The organism is Murimonas intestini (assembly GCF_024622195.1).
In the GTDB taxonomy this organism is placed as follows: domain Bacteria; phylum Bacillota; class Clostridia; order Lachnospirales; family Lachnospiraceae; genus Murimonas; species Murimonas intestini.
This window is the reverse complement of the sequence record NZ_JANKBI010000003.1, coordinates 126,844-145,166: the sequence shown is the minus strand read 5'-3', so window position 1 is coordinate 145,166 and position 18,323 is coordinate 126,844. Positions and strand designations below refer to the sequence as shown.

14 protein-coding genes are annotated in these 18,323 nt (G+C 47.5%); 1 reads left to right on the top strand and 13 read right to left on the bottom strand.

Translation table 11 applies throughout. The features are described 5' to 3' along the window. Positions 1-24: 24 nt before the first annotated feature. The 5 genes from NSB28_RS06750 to NSB28_RS06730 all read right to left on the bottom strand — a co-directional run bounded on the left by NSB28_RS06750 (position 25) and on the right by NSB28_RS06730 (position 6,808). Complete coding sequence (locus tag NSB28_RS06750; RefSeq protein WP_109626158.1) at positions 25-357, bottom strand: type II toxin-antitoxin system RelE/ParE family toxin; 333 nt, start codon at positions 355-357, stop codon at positions 25-27. Continuing rightward, the gene (locus tag NSB28_RS06745) at positions 347-502 is read right to left on the bottom strand and encodes a hypothetical protein (protein WP_257497599.1); all 156 of its coding nucleotides are present in this window, start codon (positions 500-502) and stop codon (positions 347-349) included. Before NSB28_RS06745 ends, NSB28_RS06750 begins: the two co-directional genes overlap by 11 nt. 242 nt (positions 503-744) lie before the next feature. Then, positions 745-1,629, bottom strand: a complete 885-nt coding sequence (gene xerD, locus NSB28_RS06740; protein WP_109626156.1) for a site-specific tyrosine recombinase XerD — start codon at positions 1,627-1,629, stop codon at positions 745-747. Between the two features lie 331 nt (positions 1,630-1,960). Next, positions 1,961-2,554 carry a stage II sporulation protein M gene (locus NSB28_RS06735; RefSeq protein WP_109626155.1) on the bottom strand — a complete coding sequence of 198 codons (594 nt, stop codon included), beginning with the start codon at positions 2,552-2,554 and terminating at the stop codon, positions 1,961-1,963. 87 nt (positions 2,555-2,641) lie between these two features. Beyond that, a complete protein-coding gene (locus NSB28_RS06730) occupies positions 2,642-6,808 on the bottom strand; it encodes a DEAD/DEAH box helicase (protein WP_109626154.1) in 4,167 nt (1,388 codons plus the stop codon). A gap of 114 nt (positions 6,809-6,922) precedes the next feature. Between NSB28_RS06730 and NSB28_RS06725 the strand changes: the two genes are divergently transcribed. Next, positions 6,923-7,558: a DUF3298 and DUF4163 domain-containing protein gene (locus NSB28_RS06725; RefSeq protein WP_109626153.1), complete on the top strand. Its 636-nt coding sequence runs from the start codon at positions 6,923-6,925 to the stop codon at positions 7,556-7,558. Between the two features lie 127 nt (positions 7,559-7,685). Here the strand turns inward: NSB28_RS06725 and rny are convergent, their stop codons facing one another. The 8 genes from rny to argH form a co-directional block, all read right to left on the bottom strand. Then, positions 7,686-9,203, bottom strand: a complete 1,518-nt coding sequence (gene rny, locus NSB28_RS06720) for a ribonuclease Y (RefSeq protein ID WP_392391506.1) — start codon at positions 9,201-9,203, stop codon at positions 7,686-7,688. A gap of 174 nt (positions 9,204-9,377) precedes the next feature. Next, entirely contained in the window at positions 9,378-9,998 is a 621-nt protein-coding gene (locus NSB28_RS06715; RefSeq protein WP_109626151.1) for a regulatory protein RecX, read from the bottom strand. Further along, positions 9,995-11,143: a recombinase RecA gene (gene recA, locus NSB28_RS06710; RefSeq protein WP_187374279.1), complete on the bottom strand. Its 1,149-nt coding sequence runs from the start codon at positions 11,141-11,143 to the stop codon at positions 9,995-9,997. Before recA ends, NSB28_RS06715 begins: the two co-directional genes overlap by 4 nt. 350 nt (positions 11,144-11,493) lie before the next feature. Further along, positions 11,494-12,813: an LCP family protein gene (locus tag NSB28_RS06705; RefSeq protein ID WP_109626150.1), complete on the bottom strand. Its 1,320-nt coding sequence runs from the start codon at positions 12,811-12,813 to the stop codon at positions 11,494-11,496. A 30-nt stretch (positions 12,814-12,843) separates the two neighbouring features. Beyond that, a complete protein-coding gene (locus NSB28_RS06700; RefSeq protein ID WP_109626149.1) occupies positions 12,844-13,509 on the bottom strand; it encodes an acyltransferase in 666 nt (221 codons plus the stop codon). A gap of 1 nt (position 13,510) precedes the next feature. Then, positions 13,511-15,523 carry a DNA topoisomerase gene (locus tag NSB28_RS06695; protein ID WP_109626148.1) on the bottom strand — a complete coding sequence of 671 codons (2,013 nt, stop codon included), beginning with the start codon at positions 15,521-15,523 and terminating at the stop codon, positions 13,511-13,513. 152 nt (positions 15,524-15,675) lie between these two features. Further along, entirely contained in the window at positions 15,676-16,761 is a 1,086-nt protein-coding gene (asd, locus tag NSB28_RS06690; protein ID WP_109626147.1) for an aspartate-semialdehyde dehydrogenase, read from the bottom strand. A gap of 138 nt (positions 16,762-16,899) precedes the next feature. Continuing rightward, entirely contained in the window at positions 16,900-18,279 is a 1,380-nt protein-coding gene (gene argH, locus NSB28_RS06685) for an argininosuccinate lyase (RefSeq protein WP_109626146.1), read from the bottom strand. Positions 18,280-18,323: the final 44 nt, after the last annotated feature.

The window sequence follows — 18,323 nt, the reverse complement described above, 5'->3', positions numbered from 1 at the left end:
TGTCTCTCTTTTAAAATATAATGATCATATACGGTATGTATCTTTGCTTTTCAGGATACGCATCCAATCCTGTCTGTCTTTTAAGACCCTCAATATTGTGACACATCCCTCCGCACTGTTTACTATGAAAAATATATTATATGTCTCGAAGGGCTTCATACGGATTTCATGGCCCCTGTACCCTAAGCTGATCCCCCTATAGCCAAATGGGAAATTCTGCAGGATACCCACTTCTTTATCATACTTTTCTAAAAAACGGATAGCAGCCTGGGAGTTCTTCAGTTCTTCCTCCATATAGGCCGCCATCTTCCCCAAATCCTCCATGGCCTCTATCGTTTCCAGTATTTTATACTGCATTGTGCCGAAACCTCTCCATTAGTTTTTTCATAGCCTCTTCGTGCGGTACAACTCTTCCATTCTCCATATCATCAATACCTTTATCCAGTTCTTTGTATAATTTTTTTTCCTGGATATCCTCCTGCCGTTCTGCCAATGATGCCATAAAATTCACCTGCTTTCCAAAATAAATGATCCCTTCTTTTCTCACTCTATTATAGTATATCCTTTTTCAAAAAACAATCCTGTCTTTCTTTTTTAGTTATGGCGTTTAGGCGTTACTGTTCACTCCGTGACCAGCAACAATAAATATTTACTCCTTCAAACCGTACTTAAAGGAGATTTAAAACGGCATAGCCGCTGTTAACGACTATGCCGAATTTTTCAAGGGAATAAAACACCTTTTGTTTAACCCCTTGGATGGGCTTTTGCATATACTGATTTGATCTTACTGAATCCCAGATTCATATAGACCTGTGTCGTGGAGATATCCGAGTGGCCGAGCATCTCCTGCACTGACTTTAAGTCTGCCCCATTCTGCACCAGATGTGCCGCAAATGAATGGCGAAGTGTATGAGGTGTGATATCTGCCGTAATATGAGCTTTTACTGCATACTGCTTGATCAGTTTCCAGAATCCCTGACGGCTCATGGGAGAGCCTGAACAATTTGTAAACAGGTACTCACTCTCCTGGCCCTTCAGCAGAAATTTCCTTGCGTCTGTCTTGTATTTTCCCACAGCCTCTTTTGCCGCATTTCCGAAGGGGATCACTCTCTCTTTTTCTTCGTCCCTGCACACTACATACCCAAAATCCAGATTCAGGTCATCTTCTTTCACACTGATCAATTCTGTCACGCGCATGCCTGTGGCATAGAGAAGCTCAAGCATCGCTTTATCTCTGAGACCCTTTGGAGTATGGCAGTCAGGCTGGTCCAAAAGCAGAGCCGCTTCTTCCGCTGAGAGAATCTCCGGTGATTTCTTCTCCACATGGGGAGCCTTAAGATCCGCCGCCGGGTCTTCCTGCATCCTCCCCTGTCCGTATTCAAACCTGAAAAAAGCCCTCATAGAGGCTATATTCCTTGAAACTGTTGAGGCGGAAAACCCCTCTCTCTCCAGATAGAGAATGTAGGAATTCAGATTCGTGGCCGTCACATCCTGAATACGCTCCACTCCCTTTTCTTCTAAAAAAACGCTCAGCTTCTTTAAATCCCGCTGATATGACATAATTGTGCTTGCCGATGCATTTTTGACTTTCATCAGATAATTGATAAATTCCGGTATTGTATTCTCCATAAGCCTGCTCCTTTAAGTCTCCCATTCTTACTTTCAGGATCGCTTCTCCCCCCATGACTCAAAGCGCCTCTGTCCCAGGGAAACTTTTCAGGTTACTGTGAACATGGTAAACAGTAAGCTTTTAAGGCCTCCGACGGACAAAGAAAATCAAGGATACATATAAGTCCCTTGATTTTCCTGACTCGTTCAATATAGTACTATTATATAGGCAATATGGCATAAAATCAAATGGCATTTTTAACTAAATTTCAGCAAGTCGACAAATTCCACCACATGGGCGTTTTCCTGTTTTCATCAATACTATATCTTGTTAAAAAATCTTTCCATTTTCTCAGAAGATATTGAGCAGCTGCCGTAAAACCCACGGATTTACATAGCTTTCCGTCAAAATACCCAAAACAAACAGCAGCAGACAAATTCCGGCAGCAGCCGTATAATCATTGTCCCACTGAAGCCCGGTCACCAGCTTTCCTCTCTGGTATTTCTCGCGCCCCTTCTGGCAGACAAAATAGAGAAATATCAAAATAACTGGAAGATAGATCAGGTTCTGAGGCAGCATGGCGCCAAGGCAGAAGAGAAGCCCTGAGAGGCCCATCTTCATTACAGCCACTGTCATCACAATGCCCGCTGAGAGACCCATCCAGGCCCCATATATAAGAGCCGCCGGCAGCCCCACGGCCGTATACCCCAGCGCCCACAGCAGCACCAGCCATTTTACCCTTCTAAACAGCAGGAAAAAGAACAGCGCGCCAGAATCAATTTGGAGGTATTTGTACTGGCTGATATAATATGTACTGAGTATCCCCGCCTGGCTGATATCCTCCTTCCCCCAAAGGTTCACTCCCAGGATACCTGTCAGGAATCCCGCTGCAAAAAGGCCTCCCAGCAGCCAGAGCGTCTTTTTCTGCAAATGCAAATTCTTCATTCCCGTATCCCCCGGGACATTCTTTATTTATTCATATGATTCACATTTGCGAAACAGTACACCCCCCGCACTTTTCTCGTTTTAATATCAGCGGTACAGCGTGTAATCCTGCATCTCCCGCAGAAATCCTGCATTCCCCAGGAGTGCTCCCAGTTCTTTTGGATATTCTTTTATAGTCAGACGCCTCTTCTCAGGAAACAGGCTTTTATTTTTAAAATCTCTTGCCAGTTCATTTATGACGTCCTCTATCCCGTCTTCTGTATATGTTTCCAGGACTTTTCCCTGTCTTTTCAGCACAGCGGCAGGTTTCCCGCCTTTTAAAGCGACAGCCGTACCCGGCACCCCCAGAAAGCTCTTTCCTTCAGGGTGTTCGGTCACCTTCCCCCATATCAGAGCGGGGTCGGTTCCGTTCAGCCATATGGCTCCGTCGGACGGTTCTCTGAGCGCTGCTGTCAGTGCGTCATATTCCTCACTTCTGATAAACTGTGCCCCCGACATGCCCGCCACAAAATATCCTCTTCTGATCTTCCCCGTATATTCCCATATTCTCAGAATATCAAGCGCCTTCTTCCAGCTTATGTCTCCCGCTTCCTCCCCTGCTGCTGTTCCCATATATGGGCATGCTTCTCTCTCTGACATTGATTTACGAAAAGTCTCTCTGCAGAGGATACCGTTTTCTTTTAAAAATATTTCCAGCCATTCCTCCATGCCCTTCTTTATTACAGGACGGACTATATCCCATCTCCCGGCTGAGAGCAGCATCACCCTGGCATTCACTCTCTGCCTGGCAGTTGCTTTCTTTACCTTGTCCCTGTTCTGCCACTGCCTCACCGGAACAAAGCTGTCAGCGCAGACCAGGCCTTTTTCCGCCAGTGAAAGAAGGACCTGCTGGGCGCTGGATTCCTTTGGGATATCCGTGAGAGATCTCAGGAAGCTGGCTCCTCTTTTTCTAAGCTCCTGATAAATGAGCTTTTCATCTCCTTCCAGATATCCTGCATCGGTCGGCTGGGCATCCCAGTCAATATCCTCATAGCGGCAAAAACTCAGACAGCCTCCCGGCAGCATCTGCCAAAAATAATCCCCCTGGGCCAGAAGAGTGTCAAGCTGCTTCTCTGAATAGTTCTTCACCCTTCTCGGCAGAAGAACCGACTCCCAGAAGCCAACCGGATAGCTTCTCCCGCAGTATTCCTCAAGCACGGCCCCAAGCTGCTCTGTAGAGGGCGCATGTATATGGCTTTTGTCTGCCGCATAGGCTGCATAATTCTCCGGAGGACAGGTGGAGGTCTGCATGCGCAGACTCCTTATGGAATTAGCCCTGGCGCGTTCATACAGCCTGCCATGGTAATAGATTCCTTCATCCAGAACTGCGTCCTTCAAACTGCACAGCCCATCCAGCACCTCTTTTGTTTCCTTTTCCGAAAAGAAGTACCGTTCCCGGATTTCTCCCTCTGTCTGCCCTCCCCTGTAATAAAGCATTCTCCGGACAATATGCATTCCCGCCCTGATATCTTTGCCCTCCAGCGCGCGCTCATACTCCTGCCTGTGTTCTTCAGCGATCCATATACCCGGCTCCAGATAGGCGGCAAGTCCTTTTTCCGCCAGACCTTCCAGCCATTCCACCGGTACGGGCACTTCTCCCGCCATAAAGTCTCCTTCCATCATGAGAAGCGCATGAAGCCCATCTTCGTCCTCCGGAAGCTTCTTCCTCTCCCACTTCTTAGCCAGTTCTTCCCGGGAAGGCTTCACCATCTCAGCCTGTGACAGCTCTTCATACGCCGTTTTGCGCATATCAGGCGTGACAGGCGAATATTCATACATTTCCGCTGCCTCCGCCTGCCATTGGAACGGCAGGGACATGGGCGACGGAGTGTCCAAATACATCTCTTTTACTCGTATGCGTCCCGAACGTATATCCTTTAAGACACTGATCACGCCGTCAATATCCCACTGGTCCTCCAGGCATTCTCTCCTTGTCTCTCTGATCAGCGGGTGGTTCTTTTCACCGGATAGCATCCCCTGCAGCTGTGCACTTTTCAGACGCTGCATCCACAGTGGCTGCCGCCCTCCCTGCTTCATGCCCATCATCAGCGCCCTGGCCGCATTATAGCGGAACGTCATATTAAAAAGAGGCGTCACAGGAAGCATCGCTTCCAGCAATACTCTGACTCTCTCCGGCTCTATCTGGTACAGCAGTCCCTCTGGAAGCTTCTCCCCGTCGTAGGGATAGAGCAGAATACCATCCTCATCATCCACGCTCCCCACATCACGCCCTGTAATGGCCCATGCCGCATGCCTGGCCAGCAGAGACAGGGGTGCATTGACCTGCCTCCCGAACATGGCATGTATCATGACCTGATGGCTTCCCGTACTGTCCCTGTAATGCTCAATCAGAACTGTCCTGTCATCAGGCAGCCCCTCTGCCGCCCCTATCTGCCTCTGCAGGAATCCTGCCGCGTTCATGGCCGCAGCCTCATCCATCCCAAGCCGTTCCAGTTCTTCTGTCAGTCTCTTATCTTCCCAGGCCTTCTCAAGCAGACCTAACATCTTTCCAAATGCCAGGCTTGTCTTCAGCGTGCGTCCTCTCGTCTCGCCCTTCCAGAAGGGGAGCCTGGCCCCTTGCACCGGGGCCTGAGTGACTACAACTGTATCCCTGTCCTGGCGCACTATGCGCCAGGCAAAGGAGCCCAGCATGAACCTGTCTCCTATCTGGGATTCATATACAAATTCTTCATCCAGTTCCCCCAGAATGACTCCGTCTTCCGTTTTAGCCGTATACAGGCCTTTATCAGGTATTGTCCCACCCGCTGCCACTGCAAGCATCCTGCTGTAGGCATCTCCTGCCACCCTGTCGTGTATCCTGTCATACAGCACCCGAGGACGCGCGGGAATCTCACGGCTGTGCTCATAGTCACCCGACAGCATGCCCAGCACATCTCTCACATCATCTCTTTTGACATCCCTGAAGGAGTATGTCCCTGACAGAACCTCCATCACATCATCCACGCTGTATCCGTCTGTGGCAGCCATGGAAACAAGATGCTGGGCCAAAACGTCCAGACACATCCTGGGAGGCTTTGTGTGCTCCACTCCGCCCTGTCTTGCCGCCTCCGCCGTCATTGCGCAGTACACAGTCTCCAGGGCCGTCCTGGGGTACATATACATCACACTCACTCTGTCCGGCCTGTGTCCGGCTCTTCCCAGGCGCTGCATTGTACTTGATACTGTACGCGGGCAGCCGACCTGCAGCACCAGCTCCACGTCTCCCACATCAATCCCCAGCTCCATGGAGGAAGTGGCACACAGAAGCCGCAGGCTGCCGTCCCTCAGCTCCTGCTCTGCCTTTAAACGCTGTTCTTTTGAGAGGCTCCCGTGATGGACTCTGGCAAAACCATCGCCGCCCAGCTGATTTACATAGTAGGCCAGTTTTTCAGCATACCTGCGCCCCTCAGAAAAAGCAATAACGCTTCTGTAGGGCTGGCACTGGCGGTATACGGCAACACCAAGCTCCTCCCACACAGGGTCCTTTCTCCTGCCCTGGGCCGGAGCAGTCCCCACCACTTCAATCCTGATCTCCTTTTTCATTTTAGGTGCGCAGATGACAGCCGGTTCCGGGGCCAGATATTCTGCCGCCAGCTCCAGCGGCTCTATGGTGGCGGAGAGGCCGATACGCTGCAGCTCATGGCCGCAGAGTTTGTCCAGCCTGGCTATGGACAGCATCAGGTGTGCACCCCTCTTTGTATCAATAAGAGCATGCAGTTCATCCAGGATCACCGCTTTCGCTGTTTTTAAAATGGAACACCCCGACTTAGAAGTCAGCATCAGAAACAGGGATTCAGGTGTAGTGATCAGTATGTGGGGCGGATGTTTAATCATCCTCTGCCTGTCTTTCTGTGGCGTATCTCCCGTTCGCAGCCCCACCCGGATCATATCCTCACCATCTCCTCCTGATATGCCTTCCAGAGGCCTGTTCAGGTTCTCCCTGATATCTCCTGCCAGTGATTTCAGAGGTGAGATATAGATGAGATACAGTTCCTCCTTAAGCATCCCCTGCCGTCCCAGTTCATTCAGCCTGTCTATAAAGACCAGAAATGCAGAAAGAGTCTTTCCTGTTCCTGTGGGGGCACTTACCAGCACATGCTTCCCCGCCGCTATAGCAGGCCATGCAGTCTTCTGTACTTCCGTAGGCTCACCGAATGTCCTCTTAAACCATCCTGACGCGGACGGGGAAAAAAGCTTTAGTATATCCTCTCTCATATACACCTCCAAAATTTCATTTACTGTAACTGTTTGGCACCCTCAGATATACTGCAGTCATATATCAGGCAATAGCCGGAATATATTGTCATAACTATATTCTTTGAGGCCGCCATGCAGACAATCCTCCAAAAAACTCTTAAGGACACAATGTACTACGGGAAAATCCCTGTATTTATCTATAACATCAACTATCCATTCTTCAAATCCACATGCAGCAAAGCTCCCTCTCAGCGCATTAATAACTATTACGCATATACTGCAAGACAGACTGAATCTTACTGCCGTACTGTCCTCTATCCCCAGGCTGCGGACAGCGCCAGATATATCCCTGAGAATAATCCATCTTTTAACAGCTTTACTTTAGACGTTAACTATAAGATTACTTATAATGCCGGGTGCATCACAAGTCTTTACCTGGAAAAATACACATATATGGGAGGTGCGCATGGTGAGACAGTCCGCACCTCTGATACCTGGGATTTTAAAACAGGAAGAAGGCTGTCCCTGGGAAATTTTTATCCCCTCTCAGCAGCTTCCCGCCAGCGGCTTTTCATGAATATCGGCGGGCAGATCGCAGAGAGACAGAAAGCTTCTCCTTCTTCCTTTTTTGATGATTATATTTCTCTTCTGCAGAAAACTTTTAATCCCAAGAACTACTATCTGACTCCGGAGGGCTTTGTCATTTATTATCAGCAGTACGATATAGCGCCGTATGCCGCCGGTCTGCCGGAATTTTTATTTCCGTGAGCAGCGGGCCAGGTGAACATGCCTGCATGTGCATTTGACGGCTGCCGCAGGGATCAAAAAAGAACCCCTGGCGCCGTATAAATATTAAATTATACGGCTTCCAAGAGTTCTTATAAGTACTATCCCTTTATTTGGCGTAGTCAACTGCTCTGCTTTCGCGGATCACGCTGACTTTGATCTGTCCCGGATATTCCAGCTCAGCTTCAATCTGTTTTGAAATATCTCTTGCCAGCAATACCATATCTGCATCGCTGACCTGATCAGGAACAACCATTACCCGGATCTCACGGCCTGCCTGAATAGCAAAAGACTTGTCTACTCCCTTGAAGGAGTTTGTGATATCTTCTAACTGTTTTAATCGATTCGTATATGTTTCCAGAGTTTCCCTTCTGGCTCCAGGACGGGCGGCAGAAATTGTATCCGCAGCCTGTACAATACATGCAATCAGGGATTCTGGTTCTACATCGCCATGGTGTGCTTCCACAGCATTAATGATAAGCGCTGACTCTTTATACTTCTTACAAAGGTCTGCACCAATCTGTATGTGGGAGCCTTCCATCTCATGGTCAATGGATTTACCAATGTCATGCAGCAGTCCGGCACGTTTTGCCAATTTGACATCTACGCCGATCTCGCCTGCCAGCAGACCAGATAACTGGGCCACTTCTATGGAATGTTTCAAGGCATTCTGACCATAACTGGTCCTGAATTTCATTCTACCTAATAAACGGACTAACTCAGGATGGATACCATGTACCCCTACCTCTAATGTTGCCGCTTCCCCCTCTTCCCGGATCATGGTCTCAACTTCCCTCTGGGCTTTCTCAACCATTTCTTCGATTCTTGCCGGGTGAATACGTCCGTCTACGATCAATTTTTCAAGTGCAATTCTGGCTACTTCTCTTCTGATTGGTTCAAAACCGGATAAGATAACTGCTTCCGGTGTATCATCGATAATCAAATCCACACCTGTCAGAGTTTCCAGGGTACGAATATTTCTTCCTTCCCTGCCAATGATTCTACCCTTCATTTCATCATTGGGAAGCTGTACCACGGAAATCGTAGTTTCCGCCACATGGTCCGCCGCACATTTCTGAATGGCTGTGACCACGTACTCTTTTGCTTTTTTGTTAGCGTCTTCTTTTGCCCTGCTTTCAAGTTCTTTATATAACTTGGCAGTGTCTTGCTTTACTTCGTCTTCAACAGTTTTTAAAAGATAATCTTTTGCTTGTTCGGAGGTTAGGCCTGAAATTCTCTCCAGTTCCTGTACTCTTTCTTCACTTAATCTTTCTACTTCCTTGCTTTTTCTCTTTAATTCCTCTTCTTTTGCTGATAATCCTGCTTCACGTTTTTCCATTGAATCCGCTTTTTTATCAATTGATTCTTCTTTTGATAAAACACGCTTTTCATAACGCTGCAGCTCTGCCCTACGCTCTCTCGTTTCCTTGTCCAACTCATTCTTAGTCTTTAAGGATTCTTCTTTAACCTCAAGCAGTGCTTCACGCTTTTTAGTCTCCGCAGTCTTTAAGGCATCATCTATTATTTTTCTGGCTTTTTCTTCTGCGCTGCCGATCTTCTCTTCCACTATCTTCTTCCGATAGGCAACCGCTGCAAACCACGTAATAATAGCTACGACCAGAGTGATTACAACAAAAATAACTATTGTTATTGCATCCGGCACAGGAGCACCTCCTTATTTAATTTTCATTGTACAAATACAACACTTTGATTTTATCGTGTTTTGGTTATATTGTCAAGTGAATTCACCTGTTCCGCCATATATTTCATGCAGATTCATTACAATTCACAAATATCCCCGTCATCTGTCCCTGAGTGCTTTCATAACTGCCGGCGATGAAAATCCCTTTCTCATGAGAAACCCGTACATCTTTCTCTGGGCAGCCGCATCCGCATTCTCTCTGTCATAATGCTTTTTGTCAAGCCACTCCCTGATCAGGTCATCCTCTGCCGCCAGTTCCTGTCCTGTGAAGGCATTTTCTATCTTGTCACCTGATATGCCTTTCCTCTGCAGTTCCATCTCGATCTGCCTGCGGCTCTTCTTTTCTTTGTTATATTCTATGTACATGTCCGCATAGCGCTCATCATCCAGATAGCGCTTCTGTATGAGCCATTCGATGGTACTCTCTATAACTTCCTTCGGATATTCCCCCTGCTGCAGCTTCATCCTCAGCTGCGCCTCTGTCTTGTCCGCCGACTCCAGAAGATGCATACATCTCAGCCTGGCACGCTTATACAGCACTTCCCCCAGTATCTCATCATAAGCCTGCTCTGAGAGTTCGCAATCCTTCTCTATTCCATAACGGGACAGCTCGCCCCTGTATAACACAAAGGCAAGCTGTCCTTCAATAAATACTCTGTATTTTCCTCCCGTACCACGGCCTTTTCCGGCTGAAACGGGAATTATGTCTGTTACGGTCATTCTTTATCTCCAGCCTGGGCTGCTGCTGTCTCAGCTGCCGGCGCTGCCTCCCCGGATATATCACTGTCCTTCCGGGCCTCTGTCTTTTTGTCCTTCTCTTCCTCAGCTGCCGCTTCGGCTCCCTCTATCATACCGTAGTGTTCTCTGACTTTCAGCTCCACTTCTTCCATGATGTCAGGATTCTCTCTGAGATATGCCTTGGCATTTTCACGCCCCTGGCCGATCTTGGCATCATTATAGGCATACCATGCACCGCTCTTATTGATGATCCCCAGGTTTGCCGCCAAGTCAAGCACATCCCCCTCTTTGGAAATCCCCTGGCCGAACATGATATCAAATTCCGCTTCTTTAAACGGCGGCGCGATCTTATTTTTTACAACCTTGATCCTTGTATGGTTTCCGACCATCTCCCCGCCCTGCTTCAGTGTCTCGACCCTGCGCACATCCATACGGATGGACGAATAGAACTTCAGGGCGCGTCCGCCTGTAGTCGTCTCCGGATTTCCAAACATAACGCCCACTTTCTCACGGAGCTGGTTGATAAAGATCACGATACAGTTGGATTTACTGATTACAGATGTCAGCTTTCTCAGAGCCTGAGACATCAGCCTTGCCTGAAGTCCCACATGGGCGTCTCCCATCTCACCATCGATCTCTGCCTTCGGCACAAGCGCTGCAACAGAGTCCACGATAATGATATCCACAGCTCCGGAACGCACCAGCGTCTCTGTGATTTCCAGCGCCTGCTCGCCGCTGTCAGGCTGTGAGATATAGAGCTCGTCTATATTTACTCCGATATTCTTGGCATATGCAGGGTCCAGCGCATGCTCTGCATCGATAAAGCCTGCGATCCCGCCCCTCTTCTGCACTTCAGCGACCATGTGCAGGGCAACTGTCGTCTTACCGCTTGACTCAGGACCGTAGACCTCTATGATCCTGCCCTTTGGTATGCCCCCCAGCCCCAGAGCAATGTCCAGGCTCAATGAACCTGTTGGGACTGTCTCCACATTCATGTTCTTTCCTGCTTCACCCAGCTTCATGACGGAACCTTTTCCGTACTGTCTCTCAATATGTGAAAGCGCTGCATCCAGCGCCTTTAATTTATCATCCTGCTGTCCTGGTTTCATTTTACTTTCCTGTGCCATCTTCATTCTCCTTCTACAATTCCTTCCGCCTCTTTTTTTGCAAACCTATGTTCGTTCCTCTGGTAATATATTAGTATAAAACCTCAAAATAGTCAACCTGTTATTTTTATTTTTCGAAAATATTTTCGATTTTATCTAAAGCGCTTCCGTTCCCCTGCCGCGCTCTGCATCTATTATATATTTGAATATACTTATTGTCAATCATAATCAATTTGTGCACTTCATAACCACTTTCGTTCCGCACGCGCAGCTGCGCATCCACCCTAAAAGAACAAAAAAGCGCGCTGTGAAGTATAAACACTTCACATGCACGCTTTTACTGCTTTACTTTCATATCATAAAACAAATTCCTACTGTGATTCCACCCCTGTGTCCACACCTGTGTTAGACACGATCTGGCTGCTTATAGACTGGACAGTAGCTGACGGTGTGTAGGCCTCCTGTCCGTACAGGAACGCATGGAGCTCTTTTACATTCTCGGCAAGATTGATAGGTACGACCACATCTCCTGCCTCATTGTTCTGAGTTGTCTTCTGAAGCGGGAATCCTGTTGTCTCTCCCATATTAAAGCTGGTGATATCCTTGAGCATGTCCATCATATCTGACACATCCAGGTTCGTATACACCATGGGCAGCAGCTTATCAAGCGCAGAGTTAAGGGTAAGGAGGTCTGCGGATTTAGCCTTGGACATAAGCTGCTCAAGAACCTTGCGCTGACGCTCTGTACGCTCGTAATCCAGGCCTATATAGCGGATACGGCAGTATGCCAGCGCCTGCATTCCGTTTAAGTGCTGCATGCCGGGTCCCGGCACGTCGTCACACTCTTTTCCAAGCACATCGCGGCCTTCCACAAGATAACCATTCAGCCATTTTACTTCACCCTCTGTAAGCTCCAGGTCAATTCCCCCGAAGATATCCACAGCCTCAACAATGGCATTAAAGTCAACTGTGATAAACTGTGTGATATTCAGATCCAGATTCTTGTTGAGGACATTCAGGGACTGCTGTGCTCCGCCCGCGCCATATACCTCTGTTACCTTCTGGAACCTTCCGTTTGTATTGTCCAGGTAACTGTCCCTGTAGACAGATGCCAGTTTTATTTCCTTCGTATCATTGTTGATGCTGCACAGCATGATCGTGTCACTGTTTGTACCTGACTTAAGATCGCCTGTCCTGGAATCCACTCCGAAGAAAGCATATGTTGTGTATCCCTTCATCTGCTGTACTACTCCCTGGTCAATATCCTGATTGACAACTACGTCTGTGGGATTAAACTCCGCCTTCTGGATCTTGTTGTACTTCACCCAGAGGAAGAGGAATGCCGCTGCTATCAGCAGTACCAATATCTCAAGCACAAACAGCCATATTCTCTTTTTCTTGCGCTTACTCTTCTTTTTGTTCCTGCCTTGACTATAATCTGCCCTCTGTCCCTGCATATTACCGCCATACGGCTGTCCATAATTCTGGTTTCCCTGAGCTGTTCTTCTGGGCTGCGGTCCTCCATAATTCCCGTATGCCTGGCCATTTCCATATTGCTGGCTGCCCTGGGCGCCCTGACCCTGGCTGCGGCTTTTTCTCTGATTCTGCTGTGGCTGGCTGTTCATAAAAGGATCGTCATTCCGGTAATCCTGGTCTTTCCGACTTCTTTTGGATTCTCTTTCTTCTCTCATGTTTCTTCCTGTAAACCTTTACCCTTTCTGTTATATTTTTTCTACAACTTCTCCGCGTTTTTTGTATATGCTCCCAGCCGGCACGACCTCACGCACCATAGAAAGCGGATAGATATTGCTGTGCGGCCCGATGACTGTACCCGGATTCAGTACAGAACCGCATCCGACCTCAACTTCATCTCCCAGCATGGCCCCAAATTTTTTAAGGCCTGTCTCTATCCTGTCCGCGCCCTCTTTTACAGTCACGAGGGTCTTGTCTGATTTCACATTTGATGTAATTGAACCTGCGCCCATGTGAGACTTATATCCAAGTATGGAATCTCCCACATAATTATAGTGCGGCACCTGGACCTTATTAAATAATACCACATTTTTCAGCTCAGTGGAATTCCCCACCACAGCTCCTTTTCCTACGACGGCGCTGCCTCTGATAAAAGCGCAGTGGCGTATCTCAGCTTCCTCATCGATGATCGCAGGTCCATTTATATATGCCGTAGGCGCTACCTTTGCTGATTTTGCCACCCACACATCTTCCCCCCGCTTCTCATACTTCTCTTCGGGAAGTCTGCTTCCCAGCTCCAGGATAAATGAACTGATCTTTGGAAGCGCCTCCCAGGGATATTCCAGATCCCGGAAAAGCTCCTTCGCGATAGTCTCATCCAGATTGTAGAGATTTGCTATCTTACAAGATTCCATCTTATTTTACACTCCTTTGTTTGTAAAAGGCTGCCGCCGCATCAAAATATGACCTCAGCGCATACTGGTAATTAGTTCCTAAAACCGCCTGAGTCCTGCTCTGGATGAAATCCCGAAGCTTTGTCATATATTCATCCGAAGTGATCGTCCCCTCAGCCACATAAGTCAGCCCTTTCTCCCAGCTGGCGGTCAGCTCCGGGTTCAGCAGGGAACGGATTGAAGCATTTACAACATCAAAAATCATCTCGCCCAGCAATGTGGGGGTGAGAATCTGTGTTTTCTTATTCAGTGCAATATATTTATTTCCAATAAGCTTTTTCAATATTTCTGCCCTTGTGGCACTTGTTCCGATTCCGCTGCCCTTAATCTGGGCCCTCAGCTCTTCATCTTCAATGAGCTGGCCTGCATTTTCCATAGCCAGTATGATTGAACCGGAATTATATCTTTTAGGAGGAGATGTCTCCCCTTCCTTGATGGAAAGCTCCTTCACATCAAGCACAGCGCCCTTTTTTAACTTTTTCAGCGCTTCAATAAAATCTGTATCACAGCCTGTCTCCTCCTCCTGGGAAGGATCTTCCCCTTTCTTAGAGGCCTGCTGGGGCATACCTGCCACCTTCAGATAACCTTCTGAGACCAGAACTTTAAAAGAAGAGAAAAACTTCTCAGTCCCCATCCTTGTCACCAGACTGACTTTCTGGTAAACAGCCGGCGGGTAAAAGATGCTCAGAAACCTGCGCACAATAGCCTCATAAACGCCCGCAGCCGTAGAGGATACGGACCGGAGCGCTGAAAATCCCTGCCCTGTGGGCACTATGGCATAGTGGTCTGTGATCTGTTTGTCATTTACATATCTGGTCCCGGCGATTTTTTTCCATTTATCGCCCTCCATGATCTCCCGGGCAAATTCAGCACCCGGCGCAAAATTTTTAAGCCCTCCGATATTTTTATGGATCTCTTTCGCTGCTGCTGTAGAAAGCACCCTGGCGTCAGTCCTGGGATATGTCACCAGCTTTTTTTCATACAGCTCCTGCACGATTTTCAGAGTTTCATCAGGGCTTATCTTGTACATTCTGGAACAGTCATTCTGCAGCTCAGCCAGATTATAGAGCAGAGGAGGATTCTTATTCTCTTTTTTTCTTTCAATAGAATCCACCGCCGCTGTAAGCGGCTTTGTTTCACTTAGTCTCTCTATAAGCTCCTGGGCGTCTTTTTTCTCTTTAAATCCGTTTTCTTTATAAAGCTTCGGGGAAAGATAATAGGCGGAGCCCTCTACAGCCCTGAATTCCCCGTCAAAATCACGGCCATTATAATGAATCGTATTGAGCACCCTGTAGAACGGTGTCTTAACAAACTGCCTTATCTCCCTGTCTCTTCTGACGATCATGCCCAGAACACACGTCATGACCCGCCCTACGGACACTACAGTGTATTTTGTGTGCAGATAATTGGAAATTGCATTTCCATATTTCAGTGACAGAAGCCTTGAGAAATTAATCCCCATCAGATAATCCTCTTTTGCTCTCAGATAAGCTGCATCCGACAGATTATCATAGGCTGACAGATCCTTCGCAGTCTCTATTCCCCGCAGGATCTCCTCCTCTGTCTGGGAGTCTATCCAGACCCTCTTCTGCTTTTTCCCCTTCACATGGGATTCCTGGGCCACCAGACGGTAGATATACTCTCCTTCCCGTCCCGAGTCAGTACAGACATAGATCGTATCAATATCTTCCCTGTTCAGCAGGCCGCTGACTATCTTAAACTGCTTGCTGACAGAGCCTATCACTTCATATTTGAACTCATCAGGTATGAAGGGAAGTGTGGATAAGCTCCATTTTTTAAATTTGGGGTCGTAGACCTCCGGATAGCTCATCGTCACCAGATGCCCTACGCACCATGTGACGACTGCCGTATCTCCTTCGAGATACCCGTCATGCCTCGACGTATTTATCTTCAAAGCCTTTGCGAACTCCTGCGCTACGCTCGGCTTCTCAGCTATGTATAATGCTTTAGACATTCAATAATCCTTTCAGAAACTTAAGGTATACAGCTTTTAGCTATAAAAAGTTGCACAAACAGATTATACCGAAATACTACCTGTTTATGCAACCCTTTTCTGAGATTATTTTTAGTAACCAGTCCAGAACTTATTTATTACTTATATATAACTTATTTTTTTGTGATGTAGCCCTGTGCCTTTAAGAGTTCGGCACAAAGAACTGCTCCGCCTGCTGCTCCGCGGACTGTATTGTGGGATAAACCGACAAATTTATAATCGTATACCGTATCTTCTCTGAGGCGTCCGATGGACACTCCCATTCCGTTTTCATAGTCCACATCTGCTTTTACCTGAGGACGGTTATCTTCTTCCATATAGCGCATAAACTGCTTCGGAGCACTTGGAAGTTCAAGTTCCTGAGGAAGTCCGCTGAATTCTTCAAGTTTCCGGATCAGTTCTTCCTTAGAAGGTTTCTTTCTGAATTTAACAAATACTGCAGCTGTATGTCCGTTTAATACAGGAACACGGATACACTGGCAGGTGATGACAGGAGATTCTGCTTTTTTGATAACTCCATCCTCGATCTTGCCCCACAGCCTTAAAGGCTCCTGCTCGCTCTTCTCTTCTTCCCCGCCGATATACGGGATGATATTTTCAACCATTTCAGGCCAGTCTTTAAAAGTTTTGCCGGCTCCTGAGATAGCCTGGTATGTAGTGGCAACTACTTCATAGGGTTCAAATTCTTTCCAGGCTGTCAGCACAGGTGCATAACTCTGGATGGAACAGTTTGGCTTTACAGCGATAAAGCCTCTTGTTGTGCCAAGGCGTTCCTTCTGGAACTTGATAACTTCAAAATGTTCAGGATTCACTTCCGGGATGACCATAGGCACATCTGGTGTCCATCTGTGTGCGCTGTTGTTTGACACTACAGGTGTCTCAGTCTTTGCATAAGCCTCCTCAATAGCCTTTATCTCATCCTTTGTCATATCTACAGCGGAAAAGACAAAGTCAACGCTCTCTGCCACTTTTTCCACTTCATTCACATTCATAACGATCAGATTCTTAACTGCTTCCGGCATGGGGGTGTCCATTTTCCAGCGCCCGCCTACAGCTTCTTCATATGTCTTCCCTGCACTTCTTGGGCTGGCCGCCACTGTAACGACCTCAAACCATGGATGGTTCTCAAGAAGAGAGATAAAACGCTGGCCTACCATGCCAGTTGCTCCCAGAATACCTACTCTTAATTTTTCACTCATTTTCAAATCTCCTCACTTTCTTTAAATACGCTCTGCGTATTTGCAGCGAAGCGCGCATGCATCTTGTCTTTGTGCAGCGTACATTTGTCGCCCATGAACAATATACTATAACATCTGCGTCAAAAAATCAAGTTTTTTTTAGTTTTTTAGCAAATAATCTTTTTCCAGGGCGATCACCTGCTTCATGGCTTCTTCTCCGGGAGCCCCGACCGTAGTCCTTTTCTCCACACATGTCTTCAGGCTGATAGCCTCGTAAATATCCTCCTCAAATACAGGACTGATGGCCTTATATTCCTCCAGGCTCATATCATCCAGAGATATCCCCTTCTCAATGCAGTACAGTACAAGCCGGCCCACAATACCATGTGCATCCCTGAAAGGCACGCCGTGGTTTACAAGATAATCTGCTGCATCTGTGGCATTTGTAAATCCATTCTTCGCACTTGCCTCCATGACCTCTTTATTAAACCGCACAGTAGATACCATGCCGTTAAACAGGGCGATACAGCCTTTTACAGTATCTATTGCATCAAAGGTCAGCTCTTTATCCTCCTGCATATCCTTATTATATGCCAGCGGGATACCCTTCATTGTAGTGAGCATAGAAACAAGGGCTCCGTAGACACGTCCTGTCTTTCCCCTCACCAGCTCTGCGATATCCGGGTTTTTCTTCTGGGGCATGATGCTGCTTCCTGTGCTGTAAGCGTCATCCAGCTCTACAAACCTGTATTCATTGCTGTTCCAGATGATTATTTCTTCACAGAAACGGCTTAAGTGCATCATGACCGTAGACAGGGCGCTTAAGAGTTCAATCAGGTAATCCCTGTCTGCCACTGAATCCATACTGTTTAAGGTAGGTCCGTCAAACTCCAGAAGCTTTGCAGTGTATTCCCTGTCCAGAGGGTATGTGGTGCCTGCCAGGGCTCCGGATCCAAGCGGGCAGTAATTCATCCTCTTGTAAATATCAAAGAGACGCTGCCTGTCTCTTTTAAACATCTCAAAGTAGGCGCCCATATGATGGGCAAGCGTAATTGGCTGGGCCTTCTGCAGATGCGTAAAGCCCGGCATATATGTACCTGTATTTTCTTCCATTATGGAAAGCAGGGTTGTAAGAAGCCCCTTCAGCAGGCCGTCTGTCTCCACGATCTCATCTCTGATATACAGCTTCATGTCCAGGGCCACCTGGTCATTGCGGCTCCTGCCTGTATGCAGCTTCTTTCCCGCATCCCCTATCCTGTCTATCAGGTTCGCTTCAACAAAGCTGTGGATATCTTCATATTCATCTGTGATCTCAAGCCTGCCCTCTTCCACATCGGAGAGTATCCCTTCAAGACCGCCCAGAATCTGATCTCTTTCTTCTTCTGTCAGTATCCCCTGCGCCGAGAGCATCTTCACATGCGCCTGGCTTCCCTCAATGTCCTGACGGTAGAATTTCCTGTCAAAAGAGATTGATGCATTAAAATTATATACAAGCTTGTCTGTTTCTTTCGTGAAGCGTCCGCCCCATAACTGTGCCATATTATTTTCCTCATTTCTTCTTTTGATTTGCGTACATCTAAAAA